Source organism: Pseudomonas sp. 2VD, from assembly GCF_005503585.1.
GTDB classification, from domain to species: domain Bacteria; phylum Pseudomonadota; class Gammaproteobacteria; order Pseudomonadales; family Pseudomonadaceae; genus Pseudomonas; species Pseudomonas aeruginosa.
Genome location: NZ_SCND01000154.1, coordinates 1 through 13218, shown reverse-complemented (window position 1 = coordinate 13218; position 13218 = coordinate 1). Strand labels below are relative to the sequence as shown.

The 13218-nt window shown below is 66.4% G+C and carries 11 protein-coding genes and 1 pseudogene; 10 read left to right on the top strand and 2 right to left on the bottom strand.

Annotation, left to right across the window (positions count from 1 at the left end; genetic code table 11):
- The 5 genes and pseudogenes from FFS27_RS17655 to FFS27_RS17630 all read left to right on the top strand — a co-directional run.
- A pseudogene (locus FFS27_RS17655) lies at positions 1–202 on the top strand (efflux transporter periplasmic adaptor subunit); the annotation flags it as partial.
- Complete coding sequence (gene triC, locus FFS27_RS17650; protein ID WP_003137043.1) at positions 199–3246, top strand: triclosan efflux RND transporter permease subunit TriC; 3048 nt, start codon at positions 199–201, stop codon at positions 3244–3246. The pseudogene FFS27_RS17655 and the gene triC, both read left to right, overlap by 4 nt.
- A 198-nt stretch (positions 3247–3444) precedes the next feature.
- The gene (locus FFS27_RS17645) at positions 3445–4383 is read left to right on the top strand and encodes a LysR family transcriptional regulator (protein ID WP_003083876.1); all 939 of its coding nucleotides are present in this window, start codon (positions 3445–3447) and stop codon (positions 4381–4383) included.
- A 115-nt stretch (positions 4384–4498) separates the two neighbouring features.
- The gene (locus FFS27_RS17640; protein WP_003083879.1) at positions 4499–4684 is read left to right on the top strand and encodes a hypothetical protein; all 186 of its coding nucleotides are present in this window, start codon (positions 4499–4501) and stop codon (positions 4682–4684) included.
- Between the two features lie 586 nt (positions 4685–5270).
- Positions 5271–6605, top strand: coding sequence for an OprD family porin (locus FFS27_RS17630; RefSeq protein ID WP_003102204.1), 1335 nt, complete (start codon positions 5271–5273; stop codon positions 6603–6605).
- A gap of 28 nt (positions 6606–6633) precedes the next feature.
- On the opposite strand, the gene FFS27_RS17625 is transcribed toward FFS27_RS17630, so the two are convergent.
- Positions 6634–7431 (bottom strand): AraC family transcriptional regulator, encoded by a 798-nt coding sequence (locus FFS27_RS17625; RefSeq protein ID WP_003083886.1) that lies wholly within the window; start codon positions 7429–7431, stop codon positions 6634–6636.
- Between the two features lie 77 nt (positions 7432–7508).
- On the opposite strand from FFS27_RS17625, the gene FFS27_RS17620 reads away from it, so the two are divergent.
- Complete coding sequence (locus tag FFS27_RS17620; RefSeq protein WP_003137047.1) at positions 7509–9125, top strand: gamma-glutamyltransferase family protein; 1617 nt, start codon at positions 7509–7511, stop codon at positions 9123–9125.
- 345 nt (positions 9126–9470) lie between these two features.
- Here the strand turns inward: FFS27_RS17620 and FFS27_RS17615 are convergent, their stop codons facing one another.
- A complete protein-coding gene (locus tag FFS27_RS17615; RefSeq protein WP_109233049.1) occupies positions 9471–9728 on the bottom strand; it encodes a hypothetical protein in 258 nt (85 codons plus the stop codon).
- A 68-nt stretch (positions 9729–9796) separates the two neighbouring features.
- On the opposite strand from FFS27_RS17615, the gene FFS27_RS17610 reads away from it, so the two are divergent.
- The 4 genes from FFS27_RS17610 to FFS27_RS17595 form a co-directional block, all read left to right on the top strand.
- Positions 9797–10633, top strand: a complete 837-nt coding sequence (locus tag FFS27_RS17610; RefSeq protein ID WP_003083898.1) for an outer membrane protein OmpK — start codon at positions 9797–9799, stop codon at positions 10631–10633.
- A 241-nt stretch (positions 10634–10874) separates the two neighbouring features.
- Positions 10875–12281, top strand: coding sequence for a uracil-xanthine permease family protein (locus FFS27_RS17605; RefSeq protein ID WP_003083900.1), 1407 nt, complete (start codon positions 10875–10877; stop codon positions 12279–12281).
- A 92-nt stretch (positions 12282–12373) separates the two neighbouring features.
- Positions 12374–13039 carry a TetR/AcrR family transcriptional regulator gene (locus FFS27_RS17600; RefSeq protein WP_003083903.1) on the top strand — a complete coding sequence of 222 codons (666 nt, stop codon included), beginning with the start codon at positions 12374–12376 and terminating at the stop codon, positions 13037–13039.
- 5 nt (positions 13040–13044) lie between these two features.
- A partial coding sequence (locus tag FFS27_RS17595) for a YigZ family protein (protein ID WP_171019204.1) occupies positions 13045–13218 on the top strand: 174 nt, incomplete at its 3' end.

Sequence of the window (13218 nt, the reverse complement as noted above, 5' to 3'; positions counted from 1 at the left end):
GGAACGCGACGGCAAGACCCAGGTCTGGGTCGTCGATGGGAAACAGTCCAGCGTGGCCCTGCGCGAGGTACAGGTGCTCAGCCGCGACGAACGCCAGGTGGTGATCGGACAGGGCCTGGCCGACGGCGACCGGGTGGTCCGCGCCGGAGTCAACAGCCTCAAGCCCGGCCAGAAGATCAAACTCGACGAGGATGCGCGATGAAGGGCGGTTTCAACCTGTCGGACTGGGCCCTGCGCCACCAGTCCCTGGTCTGGTACCTGATGGCGGTATCGCTGGTGATGGGCGTGTTCTCCTACCTCAACCTGGGGCGCGAGGAGGATCCCTCGTTCGCCATCAAGACCATGGTCATCCAGACCCGCTGGCCGGGCGCCACGGTGGACGACACCCTGGAGCAGGTCACCGACCGCATCGAGAAGAAGCTCGAGGAGCTGGACTCGCTGGATTACGTGAAGAGCTACACGCGACCCGGCGAATCGACGGTCTTCGTCTACCTCAAGGACACCACCAAGGCCGGCGACATCCCGGATATCTGGTACCAGGTGCGCAAGAAGATCTCCGACATCCAGGGGGAATTCCCCCAGGGCATCCAGGGACCGGGTTTCAACGACGAGTTCGGCGACGTGTTCGGCAGCGTCTACGCCTTCACCGCTGACGGCCTGGACTTCCGCCAGCTGCGCGACTACGTGGAGAAGGTGCGCCTGGACATCCGCTCGGTGAAAGACCTGGGCAAGGTGCAGATGATCGGTGCGCAGAACGAGGTCATCTACCTCAACTTCTCCACCCGCAAGCTGGCCGCCCTCGGTCTCGACCAGCGCCAGGTCGTGCAGAGCCTGCAGGCGCAGAACGCGGTGACCCCGTCGGGCGTGGTCGAGGCCGGCCCCGAGCGCATCTCGGTGCGCACCTCCGGCAATTTCCGTTCGGAAAAGGACCTGCAGGCGGTCAACCTGCGGGTCAACGATCGTTTCTACCGGCTGTCCGACCTGGCCAGCATCAGCCGCGATTTCGTCGACCCGCCGACCTCGCTGTTCCGCTACAAGGGCGAGCCGGCCATCGGCCTGGCGGTGGCGATGAAGGAGGGCGGCAATATCCTCGAGTTCGGCGAGGCGCTCAATGCGCGCATGCAGGAGATCACCGGCGAACTGCCGGTCGGGGTCGGCGTGCACCAGGTGTCGAACCAGGCCCAGGTGGTGAAGAAGGCGGTCGGCGGTTTCACCCAGGCGCTGTTCGAGGCGGTGGTGATCGTCCTCATCGTCAGCTTCGTCAGCCTCGGCCTGCGCGCCGGGCTGGTGGTGGCCTGCTCGATCCCGCTGGTGCTGGCGATGGTCTTCGTGTTCATGGAATACACCGACATCACCATGCAGCGGGTTTCCCTCGGCGCGCTGATCATCGCCCTCGGCCTGCTGGTGGACGATGCCATGATCACCGTGGAGATGATGATCACGCGCCTCGAACTGGGCGACTCGCTGCACGACTCGGCGACCTACGCCTACACCTCGACGGCCTTCCCGATGCTCACCGGGACCCTGGTGACGGTGGCCGGCTTCGTGCCCATCGGGCTCAACGCCAGCTCCGCCGGCGAGTACACCTTCACCCTGTTCGCGGTGATCGCCGTGGCCCTGCTGCTGTCGTGGATCGTCGCGGTGCTGTTCGCCCCGGTGATCGCCGTGCACATCCTGCCGAAGACTCTCAAGCACAAGTCGGAGCAGAAGAAGGGCCGCATCGCCGAGCGTTTCGACAGCCTGCTGCACCTGGCGATGCGCCGGCGCTGGACGACCATCTTCCTCACCGCGCTGCTGTTCGGCGTGTCGCTGTTCCTGATGAAGTTCGTCCAGCACCAGTTCTTCCCGTCTTCCGACCGTCCGGAACTGCTGGTCGACCTCAACCTGCCGCAAAACAGCAGCATCCACGAGACCAGGGCGGTGATGGACCGCCTGGAAGCGACGCTGAAGGACGACGAGGACATCGACCACTGGAGCGCCTACGTCGGCGAAGGCGCGATCCGCTTCTACCTGCCGCTGGACCAGCAGTTGCAGAACAACTTCTATGGCCAGCTGGTGATCGTCACCAAGGACCTGGAGGCCCGCGAGCGCGTCGCCGCACGCCTGCGCGATCGCTTGCGCAAGGACTACGTCGGCATCAGCACCTACGTGCAGCCGCTGGAGATGGGGCCGCCGGTGGGACGGCCGATCCAGTACCGGGTCAGCGGACCGCAGATCGACAAGGTCCGCGAGTACGCCATGGGCCTGGCCGGCGTGCTCGACGGCAACCCGAACATCGGCGATATCGTCTACGACTGGAACGAGCCCGGGAAGATGCTCAAGATCGACATCGCCCAGGACAAAGCGCGCCAGCTCGGGCTGTCCTCCGAGGACGTGGCGCAGATCATGAACAGCGTGGTGACCGGCAGCGCGGTGACCCAGGTGCGCGACGACATCTACCTGGTGAACGTCATCGGCCGCGCCGAGGATAGCGAGCGCGGCTCGCTGGAGACCCTGGAGAGCCTGCAGATCGTCACGCCCAGCGGCACCTCGATCCCGCTCAAGGCGTTCGCCAAGGTCAGCTACGAGCTGGAGCAGCCGCTGGTGTGGCGCCGCGACCGCAAGCCGACGATCACGGTGAAGGCGTCGCTGCGCGGCGAGATCCAGCCCACCGACCTGGTCGCCAAGCTGGCGCCGGAGGTCAAGCGCTTCGCCGACGGCCTGCCGGCGAACTACCGGATCGAAGTGGGCGGCACGGTAGAGGAGAGCGGCAAGGCCGAGGGCCCGATCGCCAAGGTGGTGCCGCTGATGCTGTTCCTCATGGCGACCTTCCTGATGATCCAGTTGCAGAGCGTGCAGAAGCTGTTCCTGGTGGCCAGCGTCGCGCCGCTGGGGCTGATCGGGGTGGTCGCGGCGTTGCTGCCGACCGGCACGCCGATGGGCTTCGTGGCGATCCTCGGGATTCTCGCGCTGATCGGCATCATCATCCGCAACTCGGTGATCCTGGTGACCCAGATCGATGCCTTCGAGAAAGACGGCAAGACGCCCTGGGAAGCCGTGCTGGAAGCCACCCACCACCGCACCCGGCCGATCCTGCTGACGGCGGCGGCGGCCAGCCTGGGGATGATCCCCATCGCCCGCGAAGTGTTCTGGGGGCCGATGGCCTATGCGATGATCGGCGGCATCGTTGCCGCCACGCTGCTCACGCTGATCTTCCTGCCGGCGCTGTACGTCGCCTGGTACCGGATTCCGGAACCGGGACGCTGAGCGCGGCGGAAGGGGAAGGGGGCGCCGCCGTAGCAGAGTCTGTGCGGGGGGAAGGAGAGCGGACGGCGGGTGGGCCATCCGCCCCGACGCCGGGCAGGGTATGCCCGGCGTTGCTACGGCGACGGCGGCCAGTATAGGCAGCCCGGCGCCAGGGAAAATCCGACCAATTTACGAATCTGTTTTGCAACCGAGGTAATAGTGGACACATTGCAAGGCATGCGCGTGTTCGCCAGGGTGGTGGACAGCGGCAGCTTCACTTCCGCCGCCCAGGCCCTGGACCTGTCCACCGCGCAGGTATCGCGGCTGATCTCCGACCTGGAGGCGCACCTGCAGACGCGCCTGCTGCACCGCACCACCCGGCGCCTGGCCCTGACCGAGGCCGGCGAGCGCTACCTGGAGCGGTGCCGTGGGATCCTCGAGGACATCGAGGTCGCCGAGGCCGAAGCCGCCGGCGCGCACATCCGCCCCTGCGGCCGCTTGCGCGTGCAGTCGCTGATGGGCATGGGCCAGCATCACCTGGTGCCGATGATCGCCCGCTACGGCGCACTGTTCCCCGACGTAGTGATCGAGCTGACCCTGTCCCAGCGCAACCCGGACATGCTCGAGGAAGGCCAGGACGTGCTGATCACCGGCGAGCGCCAGTTGCCCGACTCGGAGTTCGTCGCCCAGCGCCTGGGCAGCATCCACAGCGTACTCTGCGCCAGTCCCGGCTACCTGCAACAGCACGGCGTGCCGCGCTCGGTGGACGACCTGGAGCGCCACGTCTGCCTGCGCCTGCAGGACCCGGCCTACCCGGAGGGCTGGATCTTCGCCGACGAGCAGGGCGAGCGCACCGTCAGCCCGCAGAACACCTTCATGGTCAATGTCGCCGAGGTCATGGCCCAGGCGGCCAAGGCCGACCTCGGCATCGCCCTGCTGCCCAGCTACGTGGCGGCCGCGGCGCTGCGCAACGGCGAGCTGCTACGGGTGTTGCCCGGCCATGCCATGCACGAGCGGACCATCTATGCGCTGTATCCCTCGCGGCGTTACCTGGACGCGAAGATCCGCACCTGGGTCGATCTGTTGCAACAGGAACTTCCCCAGGCATTCGCCCGCGACGAAACCACCATGCAAAGTTCAAGTTACTGGGCACAGTGAAGGATTGTTGTTATTGAGGTAATACTCTCTCGTCTGTTTGGCTATTTTTCCGAGCATGGCGGTTAACTAATATGGCGCCTGTCCCAAGTGAACAGGGTGTCATCGGAGACCCGCCATGAATCGCCAGATCCTTGCTGCCGCCATACTCAGTCTGTTTTCCCTCGCATTTTCCCAGGCCGGTTTCGCCGAAGAGTCCTCGCTGATGACCAACCGCATGGTCGACGCCAACCAGCAGGCCATCGAGCACCAGCAGGAACTTTCCGCTTCCGCCGCGCAGGCCGGGGCCCGCAGCGACTCCTGATCTAGCGCATGGCGCCAGCCGCGCCATGGCTTCCCCCGGGTACTCGGGAAGCGTGAGCCTGGGTACCCTGTCCTTGCGCCGCATATGATATGCGGCGTTTTTTTTGCCTTCCTGACCGTTCGGAGAATTCTTGCAGAATATGTAAAAGACTTTCGTTGGATATCGGGTTTTTCCGATAGTGGCAAAAAAATATAATCGCGCCAGCTCAATGGATAATTGTCGCTGGCTGTCGACGATATTCGTTCTGTCTTCATCGATCTCGCCATGCAAGAGCGGGACGTGGAAAGCCTAAAGCCCGATGAGTCGAAGAGACTTTCAATAGAAGAGTCCGACTGTGTTCCAACCGGTTTCCAGTGTCCGGAAATACACTGGCAAGACTTCCCGACGCCGAACTTTGATTGCTCCTATTCGACGTCTTCTCAAGGCCGCTGATACCAGCGGCCTTTTTTTTCGGGTTGCGCCCGGCTGGGCGCCCCATGGGAGCGATCGCCCGCGCGAGGCCAGCAGAAGCGTCGCCGGGAACGACACCACAACACGCTTTCCGGCCTTGCCGGATTTCACCACGCTGTAAGAAGGAGCAACCGCAATGAGGAATCTGTTCGCCTTGACGCCGATGGCGCTGGCGCTGTGCACCGCGTCCGCCGCCTGGGCCGATGAGGGGGAAGCCAAAGAAGGCTTCATCGAAGGCTCCAGCCTCCAATTGCTGACCCGCAACTACTACTTCAACCACGACCGCCGGCACGCTTCCGGGCACGACAGCAAGGAATGGGCGCAAGGCTTCATCGCCACCTTTCAGTCCGGCTACACGCCCGGCGTGGTCGGCTTCGGTGTCGACGCCTACGGCATGCTCGGGCTGAAGCTCGACGGCGGCGGCGGTACCGGCGGCACCAGCATCCTGCCGATCACCGCGCCGAGCAAGGAAGGCTACGAGTCCGGCAAGGCGCCCGATGAGTTCTCCAGTGGCGGGGCGGCGCTGAAGATCCGCGCCTTCGACACCGAGCTGAAGCTGGGCGACCAGTTCCTCAGCAACCCGGTGGTCGCCGGCGGCGAGTCGCGCATGCTGCCGCAGACCTTCCGCGGCGTGAGCCTGACCAACAACAGTTTCGAGGACCTGACCCTCACGGCTGGCCAGGTCAGTTTCACCAAGTACTACAACCAGAGCGGCCACCGCCGCCTCGGCTCGTACTACGGCGAACTGCCGGGCGACCGCGACAGCCATCATCTCAGCTGGCTGGGCGGCACCTGGGGCGGCATCGAGGGCTTCACCAGCAGCCTGTACGCCGCCGAACTGCAGAACGTCTGGAAGCAGTACTACGCCGACGTCGACTACACCTACGAGATCGACGACAACTGGTCGCTGAACCCCGGCGCGCACTACTACAAGACCGTCGACAGCGGCGACTCGCTGCTCGGCCGGATCGACAACAACACCTACAGCCTGCATTTCGCGGTCGGCTACAGGCAGCACACCGTCACCGCGGTGCTGCAGAAGGTCAACGGCAACACGCCGTTCGACTATATCAACCAGGGCGACAGCATCTTCCTCGACAACTCGCAGCAGTATTCCGACTTCAACGGTCCCAACGAGAAGTCCTGGAAGCTGCAATACGACTACGACTTCGTCGCTCTCGGCCTGCCCGGCCTGAGTGCCTCGGCCTCGTACTCGCGCGGCAAGCTGGACCTGACCCGGGTCGATCCGGACAGCCCCGGCTACGGCGGCTGGTACAGCGCCGACGGCAAGAACGCCAAGCACTGGGAACGCGACCTCGACCTGCAGTACGTGGTCCAGGGCGGTCCGGCCAAGGACCTCTCGCTGCGCCTGCGCTGGGCCACCCACCGCGGCACCGGCGGCTACAGCGCGGTGGACAACGACATCGACGAATACCGGGTGATCGTCGACTACCCCATCGACGTGTTCTGAGCCCCGCGCGCTGGGCCCTTCGCCGGGCTCAGCGCTGGCGGAACAGTTCGCCGGGAGTGAAGCCGAAGAGTCCCTTGAAGGCGGCGATGTAGGCCGAGGTCGAGTCGTAGCCGCTGTCCAGGGCGGCGCCGGTGACGCTGTCGCCGGCCTCCAGCGCGTTGAGCGAGGCGAGCAGGCGCTGGCGTTGGCGCCAGAGCCGGTAGTTCATCCCGGTCTCGCGCTGGAACAGGCGCGACAGGGTCTTTTCCGAGGTGCCCAGGCGCTGCGCCCAGTCGCCCATGGTCAGGCTCTGGGTCGGTTCGTCGATCAGTGCCTGGCACAGCCGCAGCAGGCGCGGCTCGCGCGGCATCGGCAGGGAGAAGGCGACCTCCGGCAGCAGCCGCAACTGGTCCAGCAGCACCTGCACCAGCCGCGATTCGGCGCTGTCGCCCTCCGGGTAGTCCACCGGCAGTTCGCAGAAACTCTTGATCAGCTCGCGCGCCAGCGGCGTCACCTCCAGCACCCGGCAACGCGTCGGTGCCCAGGCGCAGGCGTCGCCACGGATGTACAGGCTGCGCATCTCGGCGCGGGTGGAGGTGACCACCTCGTGTTCCAGTTGCGCCGGAATCCAGATCGCCCGCTGCGGCGGGGCGAAGAAGCTGCCCTCGGCGGTATGCACGCCGAGCACGCCGCTGATGGCGTAGGAAAGCTGTACCCAGGCGTGCCGGTGGCGCGAGGTCCAGGAGCCGGCGCGCAGGCTTTCGGCGCGCGCGTAGACCGGCCGTGGCAGGCGGGCGAGGGTGGGAATCGGGCGGTGCAGTTCCGCAGGCTGTCCGTTCATCGTCATGACTTGGCGTCGTGTCGCTAGTCGGCAGAGTCTGGCAGGGCTAACCTGCCGCCTCAAGTTTCCCGGAGCCCACGCCGATGCTCGACTTCTCCGCCCACGCGCTTCCCTACGCCTCGCAACGTTCGCCGGTCCATGCCCGCCGCGGCATGGTCGCCACCTCGCAGCCGCAGGCGGCGCAGGTCGGGCTGGAGATATTGCGCCGTGGCGGCAATGCCATCGACGCGGCGATCGCCACCGCTGCCGCGCTGACGGTGGTCGAGCCGACCGGCTGCGGGATTGGCGGCGATGCCTTCGCCCTGGTCTGGACCCGCGGACGCCTGCACGGCCTGGACGCCAGCGGGCGCGCGCCGGGCCTGCTCGATCGCGAGCGGGTGCGCGCCGCCGGCCACGAGCGGATGCCGCTGTACGGCTGGACGCCGGTCACCGTGCCGGGCTGTCCGGCGGCCTGGGCCGAACTGTCGCGGCGCTTCGGCAAATTGCCGTTCGAACAACTGCTGCGGCCGGCGATCGAGCTGGCCCGCGATGGCTTCCCGGTCTCGCCGGTGATCGCCCGCCTGTGGCAAAGCGGCCTGGACAAGTTCCGCGCGGCGTTGCCGCAGCGGCCCGAGCTGCGGGCCTGGTTCGACGAGTTCCTCATCGACGGCCGGGCGCCGCGCGCCGGCGAGGTGTTCCGCCAGCCGGGCCAGGCCGACACCCTGGACGAGCTGGCGCGCAGCCAGTGCGAAAGCTTCTATCGCGGCGAGCTGGCCAGGACCATCGTCGGCCACGCCGAGCGCAGCGGCGGCTACCTGCGCGCGGAGGACCTGGCCGGCTACCAGGCGAAGTGGGTCGAACCGATCTCGCTGAACTACCGTGGCTATGACGTCTGGGAGATTCCGCCGAGCGGCCAGGGCCTGATCGCCCTGATGACCCTGAACATCCTCAAGGGCTTCGAATTCGGCGAGCGCGACTGCGCGCGGACCTGGCATCGCCAACTGGAGGCGATGAAGCTGGCGTACGTCGACGGGCTGCACTACATCAGCCAGCCGCAGTCGATGCGGGTCTCGGTCGAGGAACTGCTGCACGTGGACTACGCCGCCAGCCGCCGCGCGCTGATCGGTGAGCGCGCGCTCGATCCCAGCCCCGGCCAGCCGAAGCCGGGCGGTACGGTGTACCTGGCCTGTGGCGACGAGGAGGGCAACCTGGTCTCGTTCATCCAGAGCAACTACCACGGCTTCGGCTCCGGCGTGGTGGTGCCTGGCACCGGCATCGCCTTGCAGAACCGCGGCGCCGAGTTCAGCCTCGATCCGGACCACGTGAATTGCCTGGAGCCGGGCAAGCAGACCTTCCACACCATCATTCCCGGTTTCCTCAGCAAGGACGGCGTGCCGCTCGGCCCGTTCGGCGTGATGGGCGCCTATATGCAGCCGCAGGGCCACGTGCAGATGGTGATGAACCTGGTGGACTTCGGCCTCAACCCCCAGGCTGCCCTCGACGCGCCGCGCTGGCAGTGGCTGGGCGGGCTGCGCGTCGGCATCGAACATGCCGCGCCGCGCGCGCTGGCGGCGGAGCTGGCGCAGCGTGGGCACCAGGTGGAGATCGCCTACGACTCGACCAGCTACGGGCGCGGCCAGATCGTCCTGCGCGACCCGGCCAGCGGCGTGCTCTGTGGCGGCACCGAGCCGCGCACCGATTCGCAGATCGCGGTGTGGTGAGGGGACCCATGTGGGTGAGGCGGGGAGACCTGTCCGGCGGATAATGCCCAAGGCGTATCCGCCCTGCGGATGGCGAAGCAAGAAGTCCCGGCAGGCATAGGCTGCCAGGCGACCCGTACTCGAGCGCGCTCCGCTACGCGACATCGAGAGCGCTTTCTGGATGTCATGCCACCGGAGTCTCCCAGGCCCTGGCGAATTTACGCCCGGGCGTCCTGAAACCCGACGAAAAACCCCATTCGGGGATGAATTCCGCCCGTCGTCTCTGGCATCATCCGCGCCGCTTCTCGCCCGAACGCCGGGGCGGTGATGTGTAGAAATACCACGCAGTGTTTTGTGTACAAAATCCTACTGATTCTTTTTGTCACAAAACGCTTTTGTGTATCCAGTTTTCTTCGCGCTGCCATCCCAAAGTCGAGCACGCCCCTCCCGACCACGCACCAGCGCAAGGCAGAAACTGTCCTTGGGGTCAGGTTTTTGCCGTCGTAGAGAGGTTGGAGGCATTTCGCCGCCTTTGTCCAGAACACTGAAAAAACAGGCGTTCCCTTCGCCGTTGGAAACCCGGCGAAGCGCCCGCGCCGTCTTGGCTTCGTTCTTGCTATCCATGGCGAGGCCTGACCGCTCGGACAGGTTCGCCCACTAGAAAAAAAGCTATTCACTCCAGGAGCGTTTCAATGAGCCGCACACTCGCCACCGTGATGCTAGCCGGGGGGCTGCTGGCCGCAGGCCAGGCTGTCGCCGAAGACCATGACATGACGCCGACCCACGAGACCGACTCGGGGCCGCTGCTCTGGCACAACGAGAGCCTGACCTACCTCTACGGCAAGAACTTCAAGATCAACCCGCCGATCCAGCAGACCTTCACCCTGGAACATGCCAGCGGCTGGACCTGGGGCGACCTGTTCATCTTCTTCGACCAGATCAACTACAACGGCAAGGAAGACGCCAGCAACGGCAAGAACACCTACTACGGCGAGATCACTCCGCGCCTGAGCTTCGGCAAGCTCACCGGAGCGGACCTCTCCTTCGGCCCGGTGAAGGACGTGCTGCTGGCCGGCACTTACGAGTTCGGCGAAGGCGACACCGAGGCTTACCTGCTCGGCCCGGGCTTCGACCTGGCGATCCCCGGCTTCGACTACTTCCAGCTCAACTTCTACTACCGCAAGCCCGACGGCAACCGCGTGCGCGCCGGCGCCTGGCAGATCACCCCGGTGTGGTCCTACACCATTCCGGTGGGCAACTCCGACATCCTCATCGACGGCTACATGGACTGGGTGATCAACAACAAGAGCGCCAGCACCAGCCGCCGCAACCAGAGCGACTACCACGCCAACCTGCACTTCAACCCACAGGTCAAGTACGACCTGGGCAAGGCCCTCGGCTATGAGGCGAAGCACCTGTACGTGGGCCTGGAGTACGACTACTGGTCCGACAAGTACGGCGTGAAGGACTCGCAGTACTTCACCACCGACCAGAACACCGCCAGCTTCCTGGTCAAGTACCACTTCTGAGTCCGTCGCGCGGGGCTGCCGGCCCGGCCCCGCCAGCGCGCCCCGTCATTGCGCGCCGTGCATCGGCACGGTGCGCGACGGTCGCCTCCGTGGTCCTTGCGTTTGCCTCCCGTTGTCCGCTCGACCCACGCCGGGCGCGCCTTGCAGCCTGAGCGGCAGGAATAAGCTGATCACCTGGACAGCTTTTTGCAGAAGCCGTGCATCCTCCTCCTGTCCGAGGAGCGCCACTTGAGACGGCCCGATGCATAGCGAAGACCAACGCCCCAACGACCTCATCTACGGCCTCGACGACCGGCCGCGCCCGCTTCCCGCCTTCCTTGCCGCGCTACAGCACGTGCTGGCCAGCTTCGTCGGCATCGTCACTCCGCCGCTGGTGATCGGCTCGCTGCTCGGCCTCGGCGAGCACCTGCCGTACCTGATCAGCATGGCGCTGATGGTTTCCGGCGCCGGCACCCTGATCCAGGCGCGCCGGCCGTTCGGCATCGGCGCCGGGATGATCTGCCTGCAAGGCACCAGCTTCGCCTTCCTCGGCGCCGTGCTGGCCGCCGGGATGCTGGTGAAGCAGCGCGGCGGCGGTCCCGAGGAGATCCTCGCGATGATCTTCGGCGTGTGCTTCTTCGGCGCCTTCGTGCAGATCGTCCTCAGTCGGTTCCTCGGCCATCTTCGCCGGGTGATCACGCCGCTGGTCACCGGCATCGTCATCACCCTGATCGGCGTCAGCCTGATCAAGGTCGGCATCACCGACCTCGGCGGCGGAGCCGGGGCCACGGACTTCGGCGCACCGGCCAATCTCGCGCTGGGCGCGCTGGTGCTGCTGAGCATCGTCCTGCTGAACCGCTCGCGCCTGCCCTGGCTGCGCCTGGCCGCCATCGTCATCGGCCTGGCGCTGGGTACCCTGGCGGCCTGGGCGACCGGCCTGTTCGTTCCGCGGGCGCTGCCCGAGCTGCCGCTGGTCAGCCTGCCGCAGCCGTTCCGCTTCGGCTTCGCCTTCGACTGGATGGCCTTCCTGCCGGTGGCGCTGATCTACCTGATCAGCAGCATCGAGACGGTCGGCGACCTGACCGCCAACTGCATGCTCTCGCGGCAACCCCTGGAGGGGCCGGCGTACCTGCAGCGGTTGCGCGGCGGGGTGCTCGGCGACGGCGTCAGTTGCCTGCTGGCAGCCACCTTCAGCGCCTTCCCGAACACCACCTTCGCGCAGAACAACGGGGTGATCCAGCTCACCGGGGTGGCCAGCCGGCACGTCGGCATCTACATCGGCGGCGTGTTGCTGGCGCTCGGCCTGTTCCCCTGGATCGGCGCGATCCTCCAGCAGATCCCCAAGCCGGTGCTCGGCGGCGCCACCCTGGTGATGTTCGGCAGCGTCGCCGCCGCCGGCATCCGCATTCTCGGCCAGACCGCGATGGACCGCCGCAGCGTGCTGATCATCGCCGCCTCGTTCGGCGTCGGCCTCGGCGTGGCCGCGCAGCCGACCCTGCTCGACCAGATGCCGGCGGTAGTGAAGACCCTGTTCGACTCGGCGATCACCAGCGGCGGCATCACCGCCATCCTGCTCAACCTGCTGCTGCCCGAGGAGCGCGTTGCCGAAGCGGCGCAGGCCAGCGCGAAGGGCGGCGCCCTGGCGCGCTGGCGCAAGCCGCTGGGTTGATACGGGCGTTTGCAAATTTTTCCGCCCCTGGCTTGTGTCCCGCGGCCGGGCTGGGGTATCAACGCGGGGATCACGCCGATGGAAACCTGCGCATGACCCTGACAGTGCCCGCCCACGACCCGGCCGCCCGCGACAAGCCGGCCGGGCGCATCCGCCAGAAGAACGAGGAGGCGATCCTCGCCGCGGCCGAGGAGGAGTTCGCCCGCCACGGCTTCAAGGGCACCAGCATGAACACCATCGCGCAGAACGTCGGCCTGCCCAAGGCCAACCTGCACTACTACTTCGGCAACAAGCTGGGCCTCTACACGGCGGTGCTGAGCAACATCCTCGAACTCTGGGACAGTACCTTCAACACCCTCGGCGTCGACGACGATCCGGCCGAGGCGCTGGCCCGCTACATCCGCGCCAAGATGGAGTTCTCCCGCCGCTACCCGCTGGCCTCGCGGATCTTCGCCATGGAGATCATCAGCGGCGGCGAGTGCCTCACCGCGCATTTCAACCAGGACTACCGCAGCTGGTTCCGCGGCCGCGCCGCGGTATTCGAGGCCTGGATCGCCGCCGGCCGGATGGACCCGGTGGATCCCGTGCACCTGATCTTCCTGCTCTGGGGCAGCACCCAGCACTACGCCGACTTCGCCAGCCAGATCGGCCTGGTCACCGGCCGCAAGCGCATGTCCAGGCAGGACTTCGCCGCCGCCGCCGACAACCTGGTGCGGATCATCCTCAAGGGCTGCGGACTGACCCCGCCGGCGGCCTGAACGCGATGCCGAGCACCCTGCAAGGCCTCGCCGAATACCGCGAGGAAATCCGCAAGAGCCGCTTCCACACCATCGCCGCGCCGGTGGCCGACGAGGACGAGGCGCAGGCGTTCATCGCCGCCCACCGCGACGCTTCCGCCGGACACAACTGCTGGGCCTGGAAGTGCGGCGCGCAGTAC